Here is a 23,452-nt window from a genome sequence, read left to right on the forward strand (position 1 = left end):
AGCCTCAGCTGGTCAAGCGGATGCACTATGTCTCCTTTGTGGGGATGTTCCGTTCCGATCTGTTTGAGGGGCTTTGTGTGGGCCATGCACCCAAGAAATGCCCCATCTGCGACAGATGGTTTCTCACCATTGATGCACGGCATACCAAATACTGCGGCGGTCTGGCTCCCGGCGACCAGCGGGGACGGACGTGCCGACAAATCGGCAATCTGAGAGGCCGGGAGCAGCGGGAGCTTGCAGACGATCACCCCATCAAGGCCATTTATACCCGCCGGATTAACACCATCCTGCAAAGCACCCGCCGGGGAAAGTTGGATGAAGAGACGGCAGCAGCTATGAAAAAGCTGGCAAAAGATAAGATGCTCCGTGCGCTTTCAGATCAGCGTTATGCCAGCACTGTCTATGAGCAGGAAATGACCCAGGATGCACTTTTGAAGGCCGTACAAAAGAAATAAGCAGCGAAATATTTGAAAGGTGGTGAGGGAAAATGGATACAGCGTGGACATGGGAACTGCCCGGCTACTGTGCCAAATACAGCTTTTTGACTGAAACCAAGGGCTTGACCATGCGGGAAGCGGAACGCATCTTTCAGCTTGACCCGGAACCGCCTGCTCTGGAAAATATGAACGACTACATCATTGAGGCTGTGCGGAGCCGTGAATTGCGCTGGTTCTCCTTTTTCCTGCACTGCTATGAAAATCGGCTTAATGGCCGTGTTCGCTGTTTCCTGCTGCGGGAGGGACTGGATCGCTATGACCCGGAACGCTTTTTAGACTACAAAATGAGCTGTGTGCTTGCCATGCTGGATTGCCTCCGGGAATACGATCCCGCACAAGGAGCAGATTTTCTGACCTATGCCCATCATTTTATCGGGAACGCCCTTTTGACCTGCCGGATGCAAGAGGAGGCCGGTTCCTTTGAAAATGTGGATGAGTACAAAGCTGTGCGTGGAATTGCATGGCTCTACAATCAATCCAGCCAGTCTGAACAGGCGGCAATCCAGAAATATGCCCAGAAAAACGGTTGTACCGAGGAAACCGCAGCAAAGTTTTTGGCATTGGCCAAACAAAACCGAAGCCGTATTCCGTTTTATCAGACCATTCAGGATGAGGACAGCGAAGAAACCGGCGAGGATGTCAGCTGGGATGACCATTGGGACTATGCGGAGATTCTATGGAACGGTATCCGGGCTGAAGCTGTCCGAGAAGCGTTTGAAAAGCTGAATTACCGGGAACAGACCCTTTTGGAAAAGAGAAACGCCATCTGTATGACCTGTGGGCGGGTCAGTCCCATCAGCACCCGGTTGACCTTTGAAGAACTGGCAGTCCTCTTTGAGGGCAGCACGGCCAGTGGTGCAGAACGGGCCTACCGTAAAGCCGTGGATCATTTGGCCTGTCTGCTGACAGAAGCCGGAGTGCTTCATATGATCCGACTGAAACGCAAGTCCCAGACCAAACGCAAAAAGAAAATCGCCGCCGCTGCCTACCTATATCAGGTGGACAACGACGGCGAATGGGGTGAGATTTCGTTTGATTTTGAGGCTGGAACAGCGGAGATTATCCGCTTGGCAGAGTGGGATACGATGGTAAGCAAGAAATTTGCAAAAAAAGTAATTACTCTTATTTTGAAAAATGGGAATCTTCAGGTAAAGGAATCTATTCTCCCCGTTTCTTGTTAAAAGCATTTTTCTATTTTATTTGAGTAAGTTCGTCGTCATTCTACACCTAAAGCCTTGTACACTGCATCTTCTGCACTCTGATAGAAAATAAGGTTAAAGCATCCTATCAATTCTGACGGCACTGTCCCGAGATCAGCCGCCGATGTAATAGGCAGCAGCACCTTCTTTGCGCCACTATCAAGGCAAACCTGAAGCGCGTTTGCAAGCTCGTCCACCTTGAGCATCGTTCCTGCAATGCTGATCTCGCCCATCACCGCCAGACTGCTGAGGGTCGGCTTTCCAAGCGCAATCGAACAGAGCGCGATCAGCGTGGGAAGTGCCAGCTTCTCGGTCATGCCGATGCCCTGTAAATCCTGATAGTTGATGATATAGTCCTTCGTTGTTGTGCTGATTGCGCCGCTAATTCGGTTGCCGTTTGCTTTCAGATAGTTGAAGGCGGTATTTGCTGCTTCCTTACACTTGCCATCAGAGTTTAGTCCCGTTCGCTCAAACTTGCCGTTGCCGGGAAGCATCTGCGATTCCAGACGGAAGACGCCGATCATGCCGCTCTTTCCCTGTGAAACCGTATAGACCTGACCGGGATTGCACATTCCTTCGGGGATTAGTTTTCCGCCCCCCTGTTCGGGAACGGAAACGAAATGTTCCTCAAAGGTATCGTTATCAATGTACGAAAAATTAACATCGTAGAACTCCATGCCGCCCAGCTTTTTGAGCTGTTCCTTGACGCGGCGACGCATTTCAAGCGCAAACCTGAGGATTTCTTCAAGCTGTTCTTTCGTGAACTCCCCGTCCGGATAGAGCAGCTTGATCATGCCGCCAACCATCTTGCGGACGGCAATGGTATCGCGCTGATTAAGGTTCTTGCCAAGGCGGAAATACTTGTCCAGCGCGTCGCCGTACTGTTCCTTGCGAAGCTCACGGATGAACTCTGCTAAATAGTCAGTGATGAAGCCGTAGTCGTTGGTGAAATGCTCCGGACGGAACTTCGGTATCTCCCAGCCGGGAATATAGCAGTGCATACGGTCGAGGAATGCCGTGTCCGTTCCCATTTCGGGAGGGAACGGGTCAAAAAGGCTGGATGTTTTCAGCAGCACGTCCACGCTCTGATTGATGTTGCCGACGAAGACCATAGAAGCGGTCGCGGCTTTTTCTTCCTTGCCGCGTGCAAAGGAGCCGGACGCCATATAGTCCTTCATGATCTGGATGCCGTCTTTGTCCTTAAAGTTGATACCGGCAACCTCGTCGAAGGCAACACAGTCCCACAAGCCGACCAAGCCCACGGTTTTTCTGCCCATGTTGTAAAACAGGTTCGCGACGGTGGTCTGCCCGCCGGAAACAAGGATGCTGTTCGGGGAGATTTCCTTGTAGATATGGGATTTGCCAGTGCTTCGCGGACCCAGCTCACAGAGGTTGAAGTTGTTCTCCACAAGCGGCAGCATACGGGCAAGCAGAAGCCAGCGTTCGCGGTCATTCAGCTTATCCGGCTCATAACCGCAGGAGCGCAGCATGATCTCAAGCCACTCTTCTTCGGTGAAGTTCTTTCTGCCTTCCTTCAATTCCTCGATGTCCACATGGGGCATCTGGATCGGCGTCAGTTTCAGAATATGAATCGGCGGCGTGTCCTTATCCTCTTCGAGATACTCATATTCGAGCTGCACGATGCACCAGATACCGCCGCAGAGCAGCCGGTCAAACTTCGCGGGATAGTCCTCTGAAATGGGAATATTCTTGATACCAAGGTTGGAGAACTCCGCCTCATAGGTATCTTTTTTCATATTCAGATTGACAGTGATCTTGTCGATGACCGTGTGCATCCCACGCTGACGAAGCATGGAGAGGATCTTCTGCGCCTCGTCCGGACGGACATAGTTGTCCGCCAGGATGCGCTTGACATTCTCCACGCCGGTCTCAATGACCTCCGGATCGTCCGAGCTGCAATACTGACCAAGCAAAAACTCAAGGACATAGACCGGCACATTCGCGCCTTCCTTGATCTTCTTTGTCAGGTCTTTGCGGACAATCTTTCCGTCAAAGAACTGCCGCAGCTTCTGGTCGATCACCGCGTTTTTATCGCCGGTTTCTCCGGTCTTCATCTGCTCATCCATTCTTTTCACCTCACAGGTCAAAGCCAAAGTCATCAGCAAAAGCAATGTCGATGTGGAACTCAATCTCTTCCACGTCAATCTCGTTTGCGATCACCAGACGGTAGACTTTCTTCTTATCATACGTTCCGGCTTTCAGATTGAACCGGACACGGAACACGCGATCTGCCGCGTTGTCACTGGTCTTATCCGCGATGACTGTCTGCCGGTCACTGATCACCACGCCCTCATCGTCCGTCATGTAGATGGAGTAGGTGCAGGGCTGGATTTTATCGCCCACGGGCTGACGCTGGTGGAACTCCAACGAGAAGATCAGGTTGGAAATCTTGCGGCTTTCGCTCAGGAGCTTCAGCTCCGCGTTTTTAACCTCAACGTAATTCTTATTGCTCGTGCGGAGGTTCTTGAAGGCGATCACAGGCACGACAAGCTCCTGCAAGCTGATACCGCCGTGGACATAGTTCTCACCGCCGCCCTGAACCTTCATGCGGATGGTGTCCTGCGGGGCATAGCCCTTGATGGGCGTTCCGTCCAGCTCCCTTTCCAGATTGACGGGAAGCAGGAAATCAGCAGTTGTGTCAGGAGCGGTCAGCGCATAACGCCGTCCAAGCTCATACACGTTGCCAGAGAAGGCTTTCCGGTCAATCTTGTCGCTCTCATTCAGAGGCTTATAGGTATAGAGGAAGCCGTGATCCGCTGTAATGAAAATGTTCGTTCCGCTCAGTTCGTTCACGATAATACGCAGAATGCCGGAAATCTCCTGAATTGCCGTCTCACAGGCATCAAAGACTTTGGACTCCGTAGGGGCTTTGTCTCCAATGGCGTCGATGGAGTTGTGGTAGATGTAAATTACATCTTTCCCGGCAACCAACTCCCGCCGTTCATCCTTCTTCATGTTCAGAAGGTCATTGTATTGAATGGCAACGCTGGCTTTCGGCGTCGCGTTCAGGATCGCGTTTCGCTCCACGGTGGAACGGGTGGGATTTCCGTCAACGAGAACGTCCATACTGTCGTTCACGGAAATGCTCTTTGCCGGAAGAAGGGCTGCCATACCAAACTTCGTGATGGACGGGAAGATCGCCTGCATCGACTCCAACTCGGCGCTACCCTTTGTGGTGCGGACAATGCGCTCGGAAAGCTCGGAGGCAACCTCATAGCGAAGCGCGTCCGAGATGATCACGAATGCGCGGGTGTTCTTACTGCTTGCGGGAGCGACATATCTCTTATAGAAATCCCGCTGCTTCTCGATCTCTGAGATGTAGCCAAGCGTAGCAAGGTCATCTGCCGCTGCGTTTGTCCAGCAAGCGGTCAGTTCCCGGAGGAACCAGTTCTGATACAGCGCCTCAACAAACTCCGTCGAGTGCTTCAAGCCGTCTTCCAGAGTGTCATTTGCATTCTTGAGAGAGTTGCCGAAGGCATAATGGAAGTGGCGATAGTAGGCATCCATACGGCAGAGATCACTCGTATAGAGCTTCCAGATTTTCTTCGGCTCGACGATATGGAATCCGCCGCCGTGTTCCTGATAGAAGCTCTGCATCTTTCCGATGAAGAAGAGGCAGTCAAAATAATTTGAAAACCGCTTGTACCATCCGGCTGTCCGTCTGTTTTCACAGACCTTCCTAATGAGATCGACCTTCACAACATGGTCGCTGATCTCAGCATAGAGCTGTTTCAAGATGCTCTCGTTGATGCACGGGAAGACGTCTCCCGTAATCAGCGTTTCCGGCTCAAATTTGTCAAAGCGCGTCGGAAGCTGCAATTCGTTCTCCACGGTGCGGCACAGCTCGTACAGGTCCTCATTATCCTCGCGGGAACGCCATTCATGGACGATGCTGTAACAGTACGCCTTGTTGGTCTCAGAAACGAAGCGCTCCAAGCCTTTCAGAACGGAGGTGTTCATCGTCTGAGAAAGCGCGGTCAGCAGAACGTGCGCTGCAAAGTGGCCCAGAGGCTTGTCTTCTTCCTCGATGTAGCCGGTGTACTTCCGCGCAAGCTGCCAGAAGGCTTCGATACTGCCAAACTTGCGGATGTTCTGCAAGACGCTGTTTGTCTCTTTATCGAGACCTGTAGCAAGGACGGCGATGATGACATCCTGCGCAGAGCCTTCGCTCAAACCGGCGAGAACCGCCATAATGTCGATATGGAGTTGGAGGGGCGTCTGATAGTCCCGCCCGATCCTGCGCAGCTTTTGAATACGCTCCTTGCTGTCGAAGAACCTTGCATAGAGCTTGACCGTCTTCCGCATTGCGGCAGACGGTGCGATGTTCAGCTCATCCATCTGCATGGAGATAAAATCCGCGCGGAAGGTCTCGCTGTAATATTCAATGTCCTGAAGCCAGTTGTCTTCGTCGCTGGTGTATGTAATCGGGCAATAGATAAGATAGTTGCTGTCCAAGTCATCGTGAAGCAGCAACTTCTTGACGGCAAAATTATTTGTGCCGGTCAGCTTGATGATCTTGACTCCCTCCAAATTCAGCTCGTCAACGTCTTTCTCAAACTCCCGATCCTCGTCCTTCCAGAAGACGATCCTGTGGCGATAGAACTCCGGCAAGGGGGCTGCAAAACGTCGCTTTAATTCCCACTGTACTTTTTCATTCTGCATCAGTTCTCATCTCCTTCGGTAGTGTCGGGATTTTTTCTAAAAGGGTACTGCCTATAATCCCTCTATACTGTTCATATAAATGCCAAGACTTAATTTCATCGCCTTTTGTCCAACCAGAGACATAGAAATCCTCCGTTTGCAGTGATCTTTTATATCCCTTTGAAGATAATGCTTGAGCGTACTCATCTAAGAGGATGGGAAGTTTTTGCAATGCAAGCTCTTCAAAGCAAAGACGATCCGTTTTATCATCGAACAACAAAAAAGCAACACCAGGACGCATTCCCCATTTTTCGCAGTACCAATTATTTTCGCAACGGGCAAGACAGTTAAATAACTTCCCATTTATAGAATCCCTATCGAAAAATAAATATGTCAAAGACATCTCGTGATTTAAGCGCACTGTGGACGTTTGCGGAAACGGAATGAGTGTTCTATATCCATCGAGATAAATTACTTTCTCAGAATAAATGAGCGTTGTGTGATATTTTATTTCAAGATCACTTACTGAAAAACTTGTATCGTGTTGGTGATCAGCAATGTTATTTATAATGCTGTTTTCTTGATACTCTCGTTGATTTTCTATTTCGTTTATTCTGATCTGAAACTCAGGATAAAGCGAGTGGTACTTAAGGTCGCTGTTATTATAATCCCCAAGCCAGTCATCAGGTGAGTCCAACATCAGAAGCAGTTTTTCTGTAACACTTAGGTCAACACCAATTCTTTTGCGCCATAGATATTCAACCTTATCAATATCCGCAAATCCCTTTTGAGGCGTGTTCGTATCACCGATGCGGGTATAGATGTGACCTGATTGGACACACCTCTTCCCATCATTAAATGGCTCGACAAGAAAGTAGGGTGTTTTTCTCGTGTTTTTGATAATTATTACATCGACAAAACGGTTTTCTGTAAAGGGCAATGTCTGAACATAGACAGCTGGTCTAATTCCACCGCCAAACTTAATATTCTTCAAAAAGTCAATCAAGTTCTGCTGGGATTTGCGATTTACTTCCGGAACACCTTTAATTCTAACGCCATCTTCATGCTTACTATCACTTACTCCAATAATGAGATAAGCGTCCCTATTTGCAAGGTTATTTGCCATACAAATAATGTCGTGAAGCAGATCAGCTTTGTTTTCATGCCACTGAACCTTAAAGTCCCAGTAATCGCCTTCGGTTTTCAGATCAATCAGCTCGCTGATCTCTTCATATAAGCTCATGGTGTGTCTCCTTTGTTACTTAATCCTCGCCAACACATCGGCAAACAGTTCGTAGTTATGCTTTACGCCGTCATCCAAGTCGATCTCGATGTTCTGGTCGGCAAGATGGTGAACCTTTTCCTCGTATTTTTGCAGCTCGGTCGCTTGATCTTGGAATTTCTTCTGTTGCTTCGTCAGCTTCACGCGCTCGGATGCGCTGGCATGGTCAATAGCATCACCGAGCTGGGCAAGCTGGGTGCGGTAACGCTCCTGCTGCTCATGCACATAGTCGGTGCGCAGACGGGCGAGAAGATCGCGCTGATAGCGGTGCATATAGCACAGCGCCTTGAAGCCGTTCTTCTTGCCGCTGTCAAAGAGCCAGTAGATCGGACGCTTCTGATAGGTTTTCAGATGGTCGGCATAGAAGTCATTCAGGAAGTAGCTGCGGATCACCTCGCGGGGCGTACCCTTGCCGCCGAGCGCGTCGGCAACAAACTTGAGGTTTTCTTCCAGCGTATCATCGCCGTAGACCTTGCGGACAAACTCCGCGAAACGTCCGGTAATATCATCGTCAAAATACTCATCATCGCAGATGGGGATGATATTGTCGCTGTCCGGGATGATGGTCTTGTACTTGCTGGCGTCCCATTCGCCGCCCGCGTAGGCAAGCCCGTCCACGTCCAGAGAGTAGCGTCCAAACATACATCCCACGGCAAAGGAAATGAGGGAGACGATCTCGTCGCGCATGGTGCGGACATAGTTGCTGCCCTTCATAGATTCCGGCACATCGTCTTTGCTGTCAAACACGCGATGCACAGTCACATCCTTGTCCGCAACATCCGGCGTCAACTCGTCCTGCAAGCCGTAAATGTCAATGAAAATGCGGTTGAGTTCTTCTTCGTTCTTTTTGAGCTGCTGGAAGCGCTCTTCGCACTCGGCTTGCCAAGCAGCATATTTCTCGGAAATCAGTCTTCCCATATCAATTATCCCTCCAACAGTTCGGTAAATGTCTTGCTGATCAGGTCGCAAGTTGGTCGCAAGTTAGTTTTAAGTTAGTCGCAAGTTGAACGCAAAAAAGCATTTGAAATCGACGGTGAATCACTTGATGATAAACCATCTCGCAGCGCTGGTTTTGCCTTTGCAGACCACTTTCCCGTCTTCCTTGAGTTCCCGCATCAGCACTTGAATCTGATTGCGGTTGAGACCTGGCAAAACTTGCTGCAATTCTTTGAACGGAGTACCAACTTCGTTGTTCTGGCGGATGTGCTTTAGCAGCAGCTCCTTGTTGGTATCTCGATCCAATCCGACGTGTCTTGTATGCACACCGGTTTTGCCCGTCGCTGCATAGAGACTTCTGGCAAGAACATACTTCTTGCGACCGATATGCTCGACAATGCCCAGCTCGATCAGCCGATTCAATCGAGACTGCATCTTCTCGTTCAGCGGTCTTTCGTGGTACAGAGCATCAATCACAAGGAAATCCTCGGTGGACAGCAGCTCCGCGCCTCTTTCGCTGATCCGATTGAGAACGGAAAGCATCGCTTTGTCGATGATCAGTCCGTTCAGCGTAACACTGACGAAAAAGTCATCCGTGCCTGTGAAATCGGGAAGCGGTTTTGCCTCCTGCACACTCAGCTCAAACATCAGGTTCATGCCCTGTCCGGAACGCTCTACCATGCCGCAGAGCGAAAGGATCTCCGCAATGCGGCGGTTGCGCGGGAGTTGGCGATCCAGTATGTTGTCGAGCGTAATGCCGAAGGGAAGTCCTCCAGGACTTTCGACAACCAATCTGTCGCGGAACTGGCGGACAAAGATGCTGCCGCCAAACTGATAGTTTCTGTGGCTCACCGCGTTCAGGATTGCTTCTCGGACAACGCGCTCATTGAAGGTCGCAATGTCAAACACGAAAAAGCCTTCCTGATAGTGCTGCTTGTCGTTCCGCAGATTGACAAGCTCCCACACGCGGTCATAGCAAGCGAAAAAGCCGACCTTAAACTCTTCTCTCTGATTGGCAGGACCTGACGCTTCGGAGGAACGATACTCAAAAATGATCTCAGCCTGCGGCAGATACTTGATGATCGCTGCGTTCTTTCCGAACAGGATCAGGGCTGCATACGTCACGCCTTCATCCGTGATTGCGCCGCAGTCATGGAGAAGCTGCTGCTTTGACAGCGTGGCAAGCTGCTTTTTTCCGCTCTTTTCGATCCACTTGGCACGGAAGTTTTCAATGGCGGTCTCGTCCAAATCATCGACCGTTGCCCCGGCGCAGATCGTCCCGGAGAAATCACCGCCGGTCTCTTCATAGATGCTGCGGCGCATATCCTCCGGCATGGGCTTGAGGGTATCGCCCTCGTAAATCCACGCTACGCCATCATATTGTACCGGCAAGCCGATTGGACGGCTTTTCACGTCGAAGACCAGAACCCGCTTTCCTTCGTAGTTGAAAAGCTGAAAATCAACATTAACCTTCAATTTCTCAATCAAGCCCATGCGGGTACGCTCCGGCTGGTCAAAAGCCGCGCTTCCGACCACGCTGCGGGGTCTCTTGTCTGTGATGCCAAATACCAGCTTGCCGCCGCCATTATTCGCCAAAGCGCAGCAGCACTTCGCCGCCTCTCCAAAGTCAAACCGATTTTTGGCTTCCTTGAATTGGACGTGTTCGCCCTCTTTGGCTTCCAGAAGCCCTTGAACAGTTTCTAAATATGGCATGGCGTTTCTCCTTTAATTTGGTGTGCGCTGACTGCAAGGATGTTCAATCTCTCACTCTTTGGAGCTGGGACTATTATATCAGGATCGCTCACTCCACACTGAGTTCTCTCTCAATGGGATGGAATGCAACAACGGTTCCGTCAATAGGACCGGAGTCCGTGCTGCTATACATCTTTTGCTCGACATCATATCCCATCTTATCCAAGAGTACTTCAACTCGTTTGATATATTCGTCAACAAGCGACCTGCCCTCTCGGTTACGATAGCACTCTGTTTTGAGAATGAAAGTATCTAAATCTCCATCAAGAAAGGGGCGATCATAGATTTGAATGGACACTTCCTCGCTTTTGTCAAAGATCTGCTGAACTTTATCACATATCATTCGTAGTTTCTGAATTTCCATCAGAATTCTTCTCCTTTTTAATAGGGCGGACTTTGCAGCCCGTTTCAATTTTCATCTTCTTTTCAAGCCTGCTTTCATATCCAAGGATTGTTTCAAACTCAGAAACAAAGGTATCTTTCTTTTGCAGCAGTTCTTTCTCATAAGATGATTCTGTGGCTTCTTTGCCGTCATTCAACTTTTTTTCCTCGTTAAACAGAGCAGAGATAAAACTTTCCAGTGCGTCTTGTGCTTTATCCATTCGATCTTTCTTGTTAATTCCCACAAGAAGTCCTAACGACAGTAGCATCTTGCGATCTTCTTCAAGGCAAGACCGAGCGTAGGAAATCTGATGAAAATAGGATACTGCCATTTTTTGCACCTCTTCTTCAATACCACATAGTTGCAAAATACAATTTTATTATAGCATATTTCAATGCCAAAAGCGAGAAAAATTATGTGAACGCATTGTTTTTTGCCCAAAATTATTTATTTCAAAATAGCACCCACTTATTGCAAAAGCAAAACACCAGTGCTACACGATAGGTGATGGCACTGGTGCTTCTATTATTAGTATTCTGTTACAAGGTTGAAGTCGTGTAAGCGTGGGTTTGGGTATATAGTATCTTTAACTTTGGGAAACTCCTTGTTCCCATTTTGAGATTGTTTGCCGCACCACATTCAGTTTTACAGCGAGGTCTTGTTGCGAAAGCCCCTTAGAGGTTCTAAGCGCTTTGATGTTTTCGTTTAACATGTGGGCTCACTCCTTTCGCTCACATTGTAGAGGGAATGGCCCGTTGCCGCAAGCAACGCGGATTAACATGGACTCTTTCAGGCAATTTTCTCCGCAAATCGTCCGGATACAGCGCCTGCTGACGCTTGAGACAGCCGGGAACAAAGGGGCGCATCCACCGGCGCTTGGCGGGGCCGGTCCCAAAGGCACGGCCCCGAGTGTCCGCAATAGTTTAGCAGAGAGTGTCAACGGGCGGAGGGGAGGGATAGCTTCCCCATGACGGCGGCGTGTTTTGCGCCGGTAACGGTGGGCAGTACGTTAGGAAGGCCGGCCAGGAAACGGTCGCCCAGGAGAGCAAACGCCACCGCTTCCTTGGCGTCGCTGCTCAGACCCAGATCCTCCTGTGTGCGCACGTGGACCCCATGGACGCCAAGCCGCCGTGCGAGGGCAGCCAGAAGCGTTGGATTGTAGCTTCCGCCGCCGCCGGCAATCAGCTCCGCGGCCCGGTATTGGGGCAGGACATAGCGCGTATAGGCATCCGCGATGGACCAGGCGGTGAGCTCCGTCGCCGTGGCCGCCAGATCGTCAAAGGAAAGTCCGTTTTCCCGACCGTAGGAGAGAAGTTTCGCGGTGTACTGCTCCCCGAAATGCTCGCGGCCGGTGGTCTTGGGAAGGGGCAGGGTGTAATATGCATCCTGGCTGAGTGTTTGCAGCAGCGTTTCACAGACCTTGCCGCGGGCAGCGGCAGCACCGTCCCGGTCGAAGCGCTCGGCCCCGTTGGTGGCGGCGGTCATCACGGCGTCAATGATCATATTGCCCGGTCCGGTATCAAAGGCGTAGACCGCCTCCGGCGCCGCACCGGCGGGCAGAACGGTCATGTTGCCGATGCCGCCGATATTCTGCAGGAGGATGGTTTCCCCGTCGCGGCGGTAGAGCAAGTATTCTGTAAACGGCACAAGGGGCGCGCCCTGGCCGCCGGCGGCCATGTCGGCCACACGGAAATCGGAGACAGTGGGAATACCGGTGCGTTCTGCAATGACCGCGCCTTCTCCGATCTGCACGGTACACCGTATGGGGTAGCCGTCGGTGGTGTCCGCCACAGGGGCGTGCCAAATGGTCTGGCCATGGGACGCAATAAAATCCACATCGCCCGGACGGACTCCCCCTTCCTGGATCACCGCCAGCGCCGCGGCGGCAAAGTATTCGCCCAGCAGAAAATTCATATAGCCCAGCTTGTCCACCGTTGCGTTTTTCGGCTGAAACAGCCCAAATATTTTTTCTCGGATCGCTTCGGGGTAGGGCGTATTCTTGAAGGCCAGCAGCTCGACCTTCGGCCTGTCGCCGCTGCCTGCCAGTTCCACAAGCGCGGCGTCGATTCCGTCCACGGATGTGCCGGACATCAGCCCGACGGCCAGGCGGCAAGGCTTATTGGCGATACGTTCCATCATGTTACTGTTCCCTCCTCGTAAAGCTGGTTGGGCCGTTTTGAGAAAAACACCCCAATCTTCCGTGTAAATTGCATGATTGAACTGGTGGTGTGTGCATGATATAATATTATACAATTTATACAATATTTTCAAATTGAACAATACCATGATACAATATTTCTCGACAAATGAAAAGGAGTTTTTTGATTGAGTATTGTCGCACCGCTGATGCGCAGGGCCGTGGAGGAAGCCGTGTTTCCCTACGGCGAATGGATGCTTTTTGACCGGTCCGGCGTGCTGGAGACCGGAGCCACCGAAGGGGAGGGGGGACGCTGGTTCGACCTTGCCTCCCTCACAAAGCTCTATACGGCGACGGCGGTGCTGGCACTGGCGTCGGAGCAGGGAATATCCCTGGAAAACTCGGCGGGAGAACTGCTTGGAACAACCGAAGGTGTGCTGGGCCGGAGACTATGTGAAATTTCACTGCGTGCCCTGCTGACCCATACGGCGCGGCTTCCTGCCTGGTACCCTTTTTATGCAGACGGCCGCTCGTTTTTTGAAATTCTGGCGGAACTTCCCACCGGCGAAGCCGGTATGGTATACAGCGACATCGGCTATATGCTCTTGCGGGAGGTGCTCTGCGCCGTGACCGGGCTGACGCTACAGGAGATTGTCCGCCGGTACGTCTCCGGGCCGTTGGGAATTGAGGAATTGTGTTTTCACCCGGACCGGGCGCTTCCGCTGGTGCCATCCTGCCGCGATAACGCGGTGGAAGAAACCATGTGCCGGGAGCGCGGCATGGACTTTGACCGGTTCCGGCCGCATTTTACCGATGTGATCGGCGAGCCCAACGACGGCAATGCCTATTATTATTTTGACAGCGTGAGCGGCCATGCCGGGCTGTTCGGCACCTGCAAGGCGGTGGCTGGACTGGGACAGTTTTACCTGAACACGGAGGACCCGGCGTTTCTCGGCGCCGTCACGCCGCAGCCGGGGTGCGCCGGACGCTGCCTGGGCTTCCACACCGGCGGCGCATTTCCCACCGGTTGTGGGCACACCGGATTTACCGGAACAAGCCTTTGGATTGACCGGGAAGCAGGCATTGGGCTTGCCATGCTCACCAACAGGCTGTATTACGACCATCTGCCGCAGGCGGATATGAACGCCTTCCGCCGTGAAGTCCACACGGCCTTGGCGAAGGAATTTTATTGAGGAAAGCGAGTAGATTGCATTGGAACAAATCAATCAGCTGCCAACCGAGCAGCGGAATCCGAATACCGCGGACATTGACCGCGTTTCCACCCTGGAGATCGTGCGCAGGATCAACGAGGAGGATAAGAAAGTGGCCTATGCCGTGGAGCGCGAGCTGGAAAGCATCGCCAAGGCGGTGGACGCAATCCAGGAAGCCCTCCGTTCCGGTGGAAGGCTCATCTATTGCGGCTGCGGCACCTCGGGACGATTGGGCGTATTGGATGCTGCCGAGTGCCCGCCTACCTATTCTGCTGATCCCGGTATGGTCGTGGGCGTGATAGCTGGCGGTGAACGCGCCATGTTCAAGGCCGTCGAAGGCGCCGAGGACAACACGGAGGCCGGGCGCGAGGACATGAAGCAAATCCATCTCAGCGCCAAGGACGTGCTGGTGGGCATTGCCGCCAGCGGGCGGACGCCATATGTGCTGGGGGCCATGGCCTATGCCCATGAGATTGGCGCAAAGACGGTAGCGCTCACCTGCAACAAGGCGTCGAAGATGAACGCGGCTGCCGACATTCCCATTGGTGTGGAGACCGGCCCCGAGGTTATCACCGGCTCCACGCGTATGAAGTGCGGGACCGCAGAGAAGATGGTGCTCAATATGCTGTCCACCGGCGCTATGATACGGCTCGGCAAGGTGTACGGCAATCTCATGGTGGATGTCATGCCGACCAATGAAAAGCTGGTCCGCCGCGCCATCTCCATTGTTGCCACCGCCGCCCATGTCGATGAGGATGTGGCCCGCCGGACGCTGGAAGCGTGCGGCTTTTCAGTTAAAACCGCCATTGTTATGCTGGTTCGGGGCGGCAGCGCCGAGGAGGCCAATGAGCGCTTAAAAGAAACCGGCGGTGTTATCGCCAAAGCGTTGGGGGAGGTCTGAACATGGATAGGAAATGCGCCGTCGGCCAGCGGATTATGGCCGGATTTCCCGGCACAGAGATTGACGAGGCATTTGCCGCGCTGGTGCGGGAGTACAAGATTGGCAATGTGATCTTGTTCCGCCGGAATGTGGAAAGCCGGGAGCAGCTTACCCGCCTTTGTGCGGAGCTGCGGGCATTGATCGTTTCAGAGACCGGCATGGAGCCGTTGATTGCCATAGACCAGGAGGGCGGTGTTGTGACCCGCCTCTCCGACGATATGCTCAATACCCCGGGGGCCATGGCCCTGGCTGCTGCCGGCGGCGACGCACCGTACCGGGCCGGGTTCCTCACCGCCCGTGAACTGAGCGGCTGCGGCATCAATTTCAATCTGGCTCCTGTGTTGGATATCAACTCCAACCCGGCCAATCCCGTCATCGGCGTGCGCAGTTTTGGCGATGACCCGGAGCGGGCGCCGGCGCTGGCGTTGGAATTCCTGCGCGGTACGCTGGAGGGCGGCGTCATGGCCTGCGGCAAGCATTTTCCGGGACACGGCGATACTGCGGTGGACTCACATTTGGGCCTGCCCCTGGTGGAGAAAAACCGGGAAATGCTGGAAAAATGTGAACTTCTGCCATTCCGCCGGGCCATGGCGGCGGGTATCCCCGCCATCATGACGAGCCATGTGCTGTTCCCGGCGCTGGAGCCGGAGAAACTTCCGGCCACCATGTCCCGGCGCATCTTGACCGGGCTGCTGCGCCAGGAGCTGGGGTTTGGCGGAGTTATCATCAGCGACTGCATGGAGATGGACGCCATCGCAAAATTTTACGGCACAGTTGAGGGCGCGTCGGCCTCCATCGCCGCCGGTGCGGATATCGTCTGCATTTCCCATACGGCTGCACTGGCCCGTGAAACGGCAGAGCGGCTGTACGCTGCCCTGGAGAGCGGGAAGCTGCCCGGTGGGGAATTTGAGTCTGCCCTTGAACGCATTGCGGAAGCCAAACGCCGTTTTGCGGTACCCCGCGACCGATCCGGCACAACCGAGGAAGACGCGCAGGCGGTGCGGGAGATGCTGGCCAGATCCTTTACACTGCTGCATGCACCCATGCCGGATTTGGGCGACAAACCGTTTTTCACAGGCAGTGGCCCCGTCCGGGCAAGTTTGGTTACCAGCCATGTCAGGGAAACGCCGCCGTTTCCCACTTATATGGCAAATACCCTTGGCGGCAATTCGCTGGTCACAGCCGACGAGCCGGACGATGCGGAGATTACGAAGGCGGTACAGGCGGCGGCGGAGAGCAGCTGCATCATCCTCAGTACCTACAACGCGCATTTAAAGCCGGGACAGCTGGCGCTGATGAAGGCGCTGGGGGAGCTTGGCAAGCCAATGGCTGTGGCCTCGCTGCGAAATCCCTATGATCTGCTGAGTCTGCCGGATGGGGTTGCCGGTATTGCCGTCTGGGAATATACGGCCCGCGCACTGGAAGTCTTGGTGCCATTCCTTGCGAAAAAGCGCGAATTTACAGGCAATATGCCTCTAATTCATTCGTTTTTTTAAATAATATGCAAAATTTTTAAAAATAAAAAACCAGCTTATTTGGTAATACTGAACATTTTTTCTTTACATTTTGTGACTAAACTGTTAAAATGTCTAAAAAGAGACGCTGCCTGTGTCTTTTTTTAGAGAGGAAAAAAGTTCAATTACAGGAAAATAAGGAGGATATCATGAAAAAAGTACTTGCACTTGCCTTGGCCCTGATACTCTGCGTTGGAATGTTTGCCGGTTGCGGTCAAAAGTCCGAATCTCAGAATACAGAGGGCGGCGCCCAGACATCCGACACACAGACTGGTGATGCCGGCAGCGGCACCAGTGGCGATCCTGCGGAGCTGACGCTTTGGCTTCCCATCTATCAGTTCGGCGACGGTATCAGCGACGAGGATTTCTGGAATGAAAAGCTCGACGCCTTTGAGGCCGAAAACAATTGTGTGATCAACCTGGAGATTCTCTCCTGGTCCGACTATGCCACCGTTATCTATACGGGCATGCTGTCCGGCGCTGGCGAAGGCCCGGATGTGGTCTATGTCACCGAGACATACGACTTGATCAACGCGGGCTTGCTGGCGCCGCTGGACGAGTACATCACCCAAGAGGACCAGGAGAAGTATGTGTTCCTTGACCAGGGCGCTTACAATGCCGAGGGCCAGCTCTGCACCTGGCCGATGATGGCGGGCAACCCCTGCGTCGTCTTCTACAACATGGATATGCTGGAAGCGGCCGGCATCACCGAGCTTCCCACTACCTGGGACGAATTCTATGATGTCTGTGTCGCTCTGAAGGAAGCCAACCCCGATGTGTGGCCCTTCATCCAGTCCTGGGGCGCCACCAACGGCGTTTCCGCCATGCTGGCGAGCTTCTGGCCCTTCTTCTTCCAGGCCGGCGGCACGGTCCTCGACGATCAAGGCAACTTGAACCTGGACAGCGAAGCCACGCTGGAAGTGCTCAACTTTATCAACAAGCTGAAAGTGGACGGCATTTTTGATGACAGCATCGTTACGATGGATGACCCCAACGGCAAGTTTGTCAACGGTGAAGCCGCCATCATCATCAATGGTACCGGCAACGCTGCTACCTACACCGAGCAGGGCATCAACTGGCAGTGCAGCCTGGGCCTGGAAGGCTCCAGCGGACTGGCAACAAACTTCTCGGTGGACTCCCTGGCCGTCGCCAGCTACTGCGAGGAAAAGGCGCTTGCGGCCGATCTCATCAAGTACATCACCAGCGCGGAGTGCATGGATGATTACCACGAGCAGATCTACGGCATGCCGTCTCTGACCACCGATGCCACCTACACCGAGTCCGAGCCCTTCCAGAGCATGTACACCGACGATGCCGACAAGATGCACGTCGTTCCCTCCTTTGAGGGCTCCGCTTCCTTCATGGATCAGTTCCAGCAGAACGTCCAGGGTATGCTGATGGGCCAGCTCACACCCGAACAGGTCATTGAGCAGACCATGACCTACTACAACGAGCAGATCGTTTCTTAACAGCTTTACGAAGAAACCGGGCATTGCCGGAGGCCGACTATGCCCGGTTTCTCTTTTTGAAAAAGCGGAAATGAGTGTGGTGAAAAAATGTTTAAAACAAAAGGGAGGGAATTATCCCCTCTGATGCGCCGACAGGCTGCGTATGGAATTGCGTATATTACGCCGGGAATGCTGATATTCCTCGTCTTCTGTATTGCGCCCATCTTTATGACGGTGTTCTATAGCTTCACACAGTACAATCTGGCCCAGCCGCCCGAGTGGATCAACTTAGAGAATTACCAGAAGGTATTCACCAACTCACAGCTGCGAAGGGCTCTGTTCAACACCGTAATCTATGTGATTATTACCGTACCGCTCCAGACGCTGCTGGCCATGTTTGTGGCAAACTTTCTGGCGGAGTACTTGAATAACCGGTACGGCCGCTTTTTGCGCAGTGTCATTTTTATTCCCACCCTGGCATCCTACGTTGCCGCCGCTTCTGTCTGGGAAGTAATTCTGGCGTCCAAAGGCGGATTGCTCAACGAGATCCTGGGTATCTTCGGCGTAGGCCCGTTCAACTGGCTGGGGGAGCCCACATCGGCGCTGATCTGCGTATCGCTGGTGGCCGTGTGGAAGAGCGTCGGTTATTTTACAATTATCTTCTACGCCGGCATTATGAACGTCGATGTCAGCGTGCGGGAGGCTGCCCTGATCGACGGCGCTACCCCGAGCCAGCGCTTCTGGAAGATCACGGCCCCGCTGCTCAAGCCCATCACCTATCTGAATGTAACCTTGGGCATCATCTGGTCGTTCCAGGCGTTTGACATTGTTTACAAGCTCACCGGCGGCGGACCTTTCGGCGCCACATCCACGGTTGCCTACATCATCTATGCCTATGCGTTCCAGGATTTCCGCATCGGCTATGCCAGTGCGGTTGCCGTGCTGCTGCTGTTGGTGATTCTCATAGTCCACTTTATTCAGCAGCGTTTCTTTGAAGGAAAGGAGGACTGAACATGATACAGAGAGAACGCCGCGGCTGGCGCTTTATTGTGGGCGTGATTCTGGTCACGTTGTTTGCCGTGATGTGTATTGTCCCGCTGGTATATATGATTCTGGTCTCCTTTGCTGATACTACGACTATGTATATCCGCTGGAGCGACATCAAACTCTTTGATTTTTTCAACTATCGCTATCTCTTTGAGAACCGCAATTTTGGCCGCCCCATCCTCAACAGCTTGATCGTCGTTGTGATCAGTGTGATCGCCGTCGATCTGCTCAGCTGCACCATGGCTTACGGCTTTGCCAAAAAGCCCATCCCCGGCAAAAAAGGACTGTTCAATATTGTCCTTTCCACCATGATGATTCCGACACAAGTGGTGTTTATCTCCCTCTATGTCATGATGCGGCAGTGGCATCTGCTGAACACCTATATTGCTTTGGTGATTCCACTGGTCGGTGCGTTCGGCGTCTTTATGATGCGGCAGTTTATCAGCGGTGTGCCCAACGATTTTATGGAGGCAGCGCAGATTGACGGATGCAGTGAGATCCGCATCTATACGCAGGTCATCCTGCCCATGGTCAAGCCGGCCAGAATCACCTTGGCCATCTTTACCTTCAACTCCGCATGGAACGCGCTGCTCTGGCCGCTGATTGCAGCCACCAAGAATGAGATGCAGACCCTGACCGTTGCAACAAGTTCTCTGACAAGCTACTTTGCCACAAACTACGGACCACCCATGGCGGCGGCTACGCTGTCCTTCCTGGTGCCCTTCATTCTCTATTGCTTTATGCAGAAGCAATTTGTGGAAGGCATCGCCCTCGGCGGCGTAAAAGGATGAGCGCTTCGCTCATCCTTGCGCCGGGCGGCGCGGACAGGCTCCCGGAATGCATCGAAATTTTTCGCGGCACCGCCATTTGGGACAGATATTTTGCGGACGGCGACAGGCTCCAGCGTTCCTTAAACAGGGCCGCGGAAAACGGAGAACTTTGGTGTGCGCTCACGCCGGAAAACGATCTTGTCGGCGTCATGCGTGTTGTTCCGAGGGGCTTTTGCGGCCTGTATCCCTACCTATCGCTCATTGGGGTAGCCCCGTCAGCCCGCGGAAGGGGCGTCGGCCGCTTCTTGATGGGCGAATTTGAGCGTATGGCACGGGAAGACGGCTGTCACAGAACAAGTCTGTTGGTGAGTGCGTTCAACGCTTCCGCGCTGAAATTCTATCACGCGCTGGGGTACTGGGAGCTGGGAGCCATCCCCGATGCCGTGAAACCCGGCATTACGGAGTATGTACTGCTGAAAGACCTGCATACTTGGGAGGTATGAGAAATGCTCACGGATGCTTTGGGCGTGAAGCGGCTGCTGGCGCCGTGGGACTATACGCCCGATGCCGTCCAGACCTATGGCCGGGCGCTGGAAGCCGCCATGCGGCATTCGGCGGCAAGGACTGTATTGGAGCATACGGTTTCTGCCTATGAGGCGGGGGAGGACGTTGCAATCCGCGACATTCTTGCCAAGATGGATGCCTTTGCCGATGTGTGCGGAGAAAGCGCCTATACAATGCGCATGCTGCCGTATCTCTGCCTGCTGGAACCGGCAAAGGCAAAATACGTCTCTGTGGGCCTAAGTGAGACGATTTACCACGATTCCTTTGCGGACCTTCTGTGGAAGACGCGGGAATGCCACAGGGTCTACGGCGTTTGGGGTTCCTTTGTTGCACCGTGGTTTTATCGCTTTTTTGAATTGCGCTGTTTCGCGTTGGGACGGCTTCAGTTTGAAGCTGTATCCTTTCAGGCCGATGCGCCGCTTCCCCGGGGTGAGCGCGTGATCAATGTCCATATTCCATCCAGCGGTCCGCTGCGCGTGTCCGAGTGTGAAGACTCTTACGCACGGGCTGTGGACTTTTTCGGCTTTGCGCCGGGGGATACTGTACCGTTTGTCTGTGACTCCTGGCTGCTTCACCCGCTGTGTGCCCAACTGCCGGAGAACTCCGGCATCCGGCGCTTTGCTGCGGACTATCAGCTGTTGTACGTCATAGACGACCCGAACTACTCAGACCTGTGGATTCTCTTTGGCAAGCCCTGGGACTGGAATGTGCCCGCGCTGCCGGAGGATACCGCTCTGCGGCGGATATTCAAGCGTCATCTGCAATCCGGAGGAACTGTCGGACGCGGATATGGATTGTACCAAAGGAAGGGATAAGCCATGGGGATGCCTTGTACAGGTATCCCTCTTTTGCTTTTGGAGAGGGATCGGGAAGGACAGAAATAGAAATCAATAGCATATATGGTGTGCGCAGCCCAGCCGAGCGAAAGGTGGCCGGGGATTTCTTTTTGCCGGAGCTGTGCGTTACCGCTCTGTGCATGAAAAATGCCGCTGTGGCCAAACTGCTGCCTGACCGCTTTTCGCAGTGCAGCAAGCACTATAGTTGATCTGGGAGGAAATCATGAAAATAACCGGTTTTCGATTGGGGATGCTCTCCGCTCCGCTGCGCGTGCCGTTTCGAACGGCACTGCGAGAGGTCAGCCACGTCCATGATATTGTGGTGGAGCTGCATACGGAGGACGGTGCCGTTGGCAGGGGAGAGGCGCCTCCCACTGCCGCGGTTACGGGTGAGACCCTTGGTTCCATCGAAGCTGCCTTGCGCGGCCACATCTGCCCGGCACTGGTGGGAAAAGAAGTCGTGTCTCTGGAGGAGCTCTGCGCCGCCATCAGCCAAAGCATAGTCGGCAACACCAGCGCCAAGGCTGCGGCTGAGATGGCTGTTTGGGATCTTTACGCCCAGCATTGCCATCTGCCCCTATACAAACTGCTCGGCGGCGGCCGAACCACGCTGACAACCGACATCACCATCAGCGTAAACGATCCCGAAATCATGGAACGCGATACGGTAGACGCCTTGGCCAAAGGCTATGACACGCTGAAAATAAAGGTTGGGGAGAACCCGGCAATGGATCTTGCGCGGCTTCGCGCCGTACGGGCGGCCGCGCCGAATGCGGTAATTCGGATCGACGCAAATCAGGCCTGGACGCCGCGCCAAGCGGTGCGGCTGCTGGACGATATGCAGTTGGAAGGTTTGGACATTGAACTGGTGGAGCAGCCGGTCAAGGCCCGGGACCTGGAGGGCCTGCAATTCGTCACGGCGCATTCGCCGGTACCCGTCATGGCGGACGAGAGCATGTTTTCACCGCTGGACGCCATGACCATTATGCAGCGCCATGCGGCAGATTATGTTAATATCAAGCTGATGAAGTGCGGTGGGCTTTCCAACGCACTCAAGATTCTCGCCGCGGCCGAGGTATACGGCGTGGAGTGTATGATCGGCTGTATGCTGGAGGCAAAGGTTAGTGTGAGCGCCGCAGTACATCTGGCCTGCGCCAAGAACGCGATTACCAGGGTTGATCTGGATGGGCCGGCGCTGTGCAGTGCCGATCCCGTGGATGGCGGCGCGGTCTTCCACGGAAAACAGATCGAACTCACAGAAGCGCCGGGTCTGGGCATACACGGCATTTCCGGGCTGCGGTATCTGGACTGAGCACCAAATTGCGCGTCTGCGCTGTGTGCCTTATAAGACATAAAAAGATAGACTGGACAACCAGAAAAAGGTTGCCAAGTCTATCTTTTTGCTTTTATAAGCGTCTTACAAAATATGACAAATAGAGGGGGTATACCGACAGCGATACCAATATTGTGGTTCCACTCCAGATCACGGATGGCCATCAAGGGAATCGGAGGACGACCAGTGGCCTGCACAGCATCATATACTTTCTGCTCCCCACCGGTGAATGTAATGAATGCAATTTTTTCGGATTGTACTCAAAAGGACTGTCGGTACAATAGCTGGAAGCAGCGTTTGCAGTCATTGCTTCCAGCAAACAAAAACCAGTACAAACACATGATTTTATTGCGTATTTCTGCTGAATATGCTATTATTATATACAACACTGTCAGGTGTTGAAATAGACCTTGGCGGTAAGACTGCATAGGCCAAATGCTCTGCCGGCGGGCAGAGCATTTTTGCGCATGGAGCGGGAGCAATCCTTTTATGACTGTCAGTACTCAAACGCCCTGGAAGAGCCTTGTAGGGAACGAACCGAATGGATGGGGTGCTGGACGAGCAGCAGAGAAAGGAAAGAGGAACGATTAAGAATGACTGGATTGGAGAATCTTACCCATGAACAAACAACAGCTTGCCAATAAAATCTGGGAATCTGCAAACAGAATGCGCTCCAAGATTGAAGCAAACGAGTATAAGGATTATATCTTGGGCTTTATCTTCTATAAATTTCTGTCCGACAAGGAAGTTGACCGACTGAAAAAAGACGGATACGAGGAGGCTGATCTCCGGGAATATGTTCACGAAAACAATGCGGAAGTAGTGGACTACTGAGCCCTTCCCGGAAAAACGGACACGAAAAACGCAGAAAAACGGAATGAATCATAGTTATTCTCGTGGATGCTCGTTCATGCAGCCTGAGCCGCCAGAAGGTTTTTCTCA

General features: G+C 53.0%; 19 protein-coding genes and 2 pseudogenes. 12 read left to right on the forward strand and 9 right to left on the reverse strand.

Annotated elements, in window-relative coordinates; translation table 11 throughout:
• Together ACTQ33_RS15785 and ACTQ33_RS15790 are read left to right on the forward strand one after the other, a co-directional pair.
• Positions 1 to 455, forward strand: a 455-nt coding sequence (locus ACTQ33_RS15785) for a DUF6076 domain-containing protein (RefSeq protein ID WP_441465492.1), incomplete at its 5' end; no start/stop codon positions are given.
• 32 nt (positions 456 to 487) lie between these two features.
• Positions 488 to 1,678 (forward strand): hypothetical protein, encoded by a 1,191-nt coding sequence (locus ACTQ33_RS15790; protein WP_441465493.1) that lies wholly within the window; start codon positions 488 to 490, stop codon positions 1,676 to 1,678.
• A gap of 35 nt (positions 1,679 to 1,713) precedes the next feature.
• Here ACTQ33_RS15790 and brxL read toward each other — a convergent pair whose 3' ends face one another.
• The 9 genes and pseudogenes from brxL to ACTQ33_RS15835 all read right to left on the reverse strand — a co-directional run bounded on the left by brxL (position 1,714) and on the right by ACTQ33_RS15835 (position 12,849).
• Positions 1,714 to 3,783 carry a protease Lon-related BREX system protein BrxL gene (gene brxL / locus ACTQ33_RS15795; RefSeq protein WP_441465494.1) on the reverse strand — a complete coding sequence of 690 codons (2,070 nt, stop codon included), beginning with the start codon at positions 3,781 to 3,783 and terminating at the stop codon, positions 1,714 to 1,716.
• Between the two features lie 10 nt (positions 3,784 to 3,793).
• Positions 3,794 to 6,379, reverse strand: coding sequence for a BREX-1 system phosphatase PglZ type A (gene pglZ / locus ACTQ33_RS15800; protein ID WP_441465495.1), 2,586 nt, complete (start codon positions 6,377 to 6,379; stop codon positions 3,794 to 3,796).
• On the reverse strand, positions 6,369 to 7,601 hold the full coding sequence (locus tag ACTQ33_RS15805; RefSeq protein ID WP_297284503.1) for an AlbA family DNA-binding domain-containing protein: 1,233 nt from the start codon (positions 7,599 to 7,601) through the stop codon (positions 6,369 to 6,371). The genes pglZ and ACTQ33_RS15805 overlap by 11 nt, the downstream gene beginning before the upstream one ends.
• 15 nt (positions 7,602 to 7,616) lie before the next feature.
• Positions 7,617 to 8,525, reverse strand: a pseudogene (locus tag ACTQ33_RS15810) (hypothetical protein); the annotation flags it as partial.
• Between the two features lie 153 nt (positions 8,526 to 8,678).
• Positions 8,679 to 10,289, reverse strand: coding sequence for an ATP-binding protein (locus tag ACTQ33_RS15815; RefSeq protein WP_441465496.1), 1,611 nt, complete (start codon positions 10,287 to 10,289; stop codon positions 8,679 to 8,681).
• Between the two features lie 88 nt (positions 10,290 to 10,377).
• On the reverse strand, positions 10,378 to 10,692 hold the full coding sequence (locus ACTQ33_RS15820) for a hypothetical protein (RefSeq protein ID WP_441465497.1): 315 nt from the start codon (positions 10,690 to 10,692) through the stop codon (positions 10,378 to 10,380).
• Entirely contained in the window at positions 10,661 to 11,041 is a 381-nt protein-coding gene (locus ACTQ33_RS15825; RefSeq protein ID WP_441465498.1) for a hypothetical protein, read from the reverse strand. The genes ACTQ33_RS15820 and ACTQ33_RS15825 overlap by 32 nt, the downstream gene beginning before the upstream one ends.
• A gap of 264 nt (positions 11,042 to 11,305) precedes the next feature.
• A pseudogene (locus ACTQ33_RS15830) lies at positions 11,306 to 11,422 on the reverse strand (helix-turn-helix transcriptional regulator); the annotation flags it as partial.
• A gap of 224 nt (positions 11,423 to 11,646) precedes the next feature.
• A complete protein-coding gene (locus tag ACTQ33_RS15835; protein WP_441465499.1) occupies positions 11,647 to 12,849 on the reverse strand; it encodes an anhydro-N-acetylmuramic acid kinase in 1,203 nt (400 codons plus the stop codon).
• A 186-nt stretch (positions 12,850 to 13,035) separates the two neighbouring features.
• Between ACTQ33_RS15835 and ACTQ33_RS15840 the strand changes: the two genes are divergently transcribed.
• The 10 genes from ACTQ33_RS15840 (at position 13,036) to ACTQ33_RS15885 (ending at position 23,344) form a co-directional block, all read left to right on the forward strand.
• Positions 13,036 to 14,040 (forward strand): serine hydrolase domain-containing protein, encoded by a 1,005-nt coding sequence (locus ACTQ33_RS15840; protein ID WP_441465500.1) that lies wholly within the window; start codon positions 13,036 to 13,038, stop codon positions 14,038 to 14,040.
• Between the two features lie 19 nt (positions 14,041 to 14,059).
• The gene (murQ, locus tag ACTQ33_RS15845; protein ID WP_441465501.1) at positions 14,060 to 14,959 is read left to right on the forward strand and encodes an N-acetylmuramic acid 6-phosphate etherase; all 900 of its coding nucleotides are present in this window, start codon (positions 14,060 to 14,062) and stop codon (positions 14,957 to 14,959) included.
• A gap of 2 nt (positions 14,960 to 14,961) precedes the next feature.
• Complete coding sequence (gene nagZ / locus ACTQ33_RS15850; RefSeq protein WP_441465502.1) at positions 14,962 to 16,494, forward strand: beta-N-acetylhexosaminidase; 1,533 nt, start codon at positions 14,962 to 14,964, stop codon at positions 16,492 to 16,494.
• A 167-nt stretch (positions 16,495 to 16,661) separates the two neighbouring features.
• Positions 16,662 to 17,981 (forward strand): ABC transporter substrate-binding protein, encoded by a 1,320-nt coding sequence (locus tag ACTQ33_RS15855; protein ID WP_441465503.1) that lies wholly within the window; start codon positions 16,662 to 16,664, stop codon positions 17,979 to 17,981.
• 123 nt (positions 17,982 to 18,104) lie between these two features.
• Positions 18,105 to 18,971 (forward strand): carbohydrate ABC transporter permease, encoded by an 867-nt coding sequence (locus ACTQ33_RS15860; protein ID WP_441465504.1) that lies wholly within the window; start codon positions 18,105 to 18,107, stop codon positions 18,969 to 18,971.
• A gap of 2 nt (positions 18,972 to 18,973) precedes the next feature.
• Positions 18,974 to 19,798 (forward strand): carbohydrate ABC transporter permease, encoded by an 825-nt coding sequence (locus ACTQ33_RS15865; protein ID WP_441465505.1) that lies wholly within the window; start codon positions 18,974 to 18,976, stop codon positions 19,796 to 19,798.
• Positions 19,795 to 20,280, forward strand: coding sequence for a GNAT family N-acetyltransferase (locus tag ACTQ33_RS15870; protein ID WP_441465506.1), 486 nt, complete (start codon positions 19,795 to 19,797; stop codon positions 20,278 to 20,280). The genes ACTQ33_RS15865 and ACTQ33_RS15870 overlap by 4 nt, the downstream gene beginning before the upstream one ends.
• 3 nt (positions 20,281 to 20,283) lie before the next feature.
• On the forward strand, positions 20,284 to 21,156 hold the full coding sequence (locus ACTQ33_RS15875; protein WP_441465507.1) for an acyltransferase domain-containing protein: 873 nt from the start codon (positions 20,284 to 20,286) through the stop codon (positions 21,154 to 21,156).
• A 244-nt stretch (positions 21,157 to 21,400) separates the two neighbouring features.
• On the forward strand, positions 21,401 to 22,489 hold the full coding sequence (locus tag ACTQ33_RS15880) for a dipeptide epimerase (RefSeq protein ID WP_441465508.1): 1,089 nt from the start codon (positions 21,401 to 21,403) through the stop codon (positions 22,487 to 22,489).
• Positions 22,490 to 23,128: 639 nt separating this feature from the next.
• Positions 23,129 to 23,344 (forward strand): type I restriction-modification system subunit M N-terminal domain-containing protein, encoded by a 216-nt coding sequence (locus ACTQ33_RS15885; RefSeq protein WP_441465509.1) that lies wholly within the window; start codon positions 23,129 to 23,131, stop codon positions 23,342 to 23,344.
• The last annotated feature ends 108 nt before the right edge of the window (positions 23,345 to 23,452 follow it).

The sequence above is a fragment of the Candidatus Avoscillospira sp. LCP25S3_F1 genome (assembly GCF_052117125.1).
GTDB lineage: Bacteria > Bacillota > Clostridia > Oscillospirales > Oscillospiraceae > Avoscillospira_A.

Bases quoted from the DNA above. Each gene is read 5' to 3' on its own strand.
- ACTQ33_RS15790 (WP_441465493.1), top strand. From the start codon at position 488: ATGGATACAGCGTGGACATGGGAACTGCCCGGCTACTGTGCCAAATAC.
- brxL (WP_441465494.1), bottom strand. From the start codon at position 3,783: ATGGATGAGCAGATGAAGACCGGAGAAACCGGCGATAAAAACGCGGTG.
- pglZ (WP_441465495.1), bottom strand. From the start codon at position 6,379: ATGCAGAATGAAAAAGTACAGTGGGAATTAAAGCGACGTTTTGCAGCC.
- ACTQ33_RS15805 (WP_297284503.1), bottom strand. From the start codon at position 7,601: ATGAGCTTATATGAAGAGATCAGCGAGCTGATTGATCTGAAAACCGAA.
- ACTQ33_RS15815 (WP_441465496.1), bottom strand. From the start codon at position 10,289: ATGCCATATTTAGAAACTGTTCAAGGGCTTCTGGAAGCCAAAGAGGGC.
- ACTQ33_RS15820 (WP_441465497.1), bottom strand. From the start codon at position 10,692: ATGGAAATTCAGAAACTACGAATGATATGTGATAAAGTTCAGCAGATC.
- ACTQ33_RS15825 (WP_441465498.1), bottom strand. From the start codon at position 11,041: ATGGCAGTATCCTATTTTCATCAGATTTCCTACGCTCGGTCTTGCCTT.
- ACTQ33_RS15835 (WP_441465499.1), bottom strand. From the start codon at position 12,849: ATGATGGAACGTATCGCCAATAAGCCTTGCCGCCTGGCCGTCGGGCTG.
- nagZ (WP_441465502.1), top strand. From the start codon at position 14,962: ATGGATAGGAAATGCGCCGTCGGCCAGCGGATTATGGCCGGATTTCCC.
- ACTQ33_RS15855 (WP_441465503.1), top strand. From the start codon at position 16,662: ATGAAAAAAGTACTTGCACTTGCCTTGGCCCTGATACTCTGCGTTGGA.
- ACTQ33_RS15860 (WP_441465504.1), top strand. From the start codon at position 18,105: ATGCGCCGACAGGCTGCGTATGGAATTGCGTATATTACGCCGGGAATG.
- ACTQ33_RS15865 (WP_441465505.1), top strand. From the start codon at position 18,974: ATGATACAGAGAGAACGCCGCGGCTGGCGCTTTATTGTGGGCGTGATT.
- ACTQ33_RS15870 (WP_441465506.1), top strand. From the start codon at position 19,795: ATGAGCGCTTCGCTCATCCTTGCGCCGGGCGGCGCGGACAGGCTCCCG.
- ACTQ33_RS15875 (WP_441465507.1), top strand. From the start codon at position 20,284: ATGCTCACGGATGCTTTGGGCGTGAAGCGGCTGCTGGCGCCGTGGGAC.
- ACTQ33_RS15880 (WP_441465508.1), top strand. From the start codon at position 21,401: ATGAAAATAACCGGTTTTCGATTGGGGATGCTCTCCGCTCCGCTGCGC.
- ACTQ33_RS15885 (WP_441465509.1), top strand. From the start codon at position 23,129: ATGAACAAACAACAGCTTGCCAATAAAATCTGGGAATCTGCAAACAGA.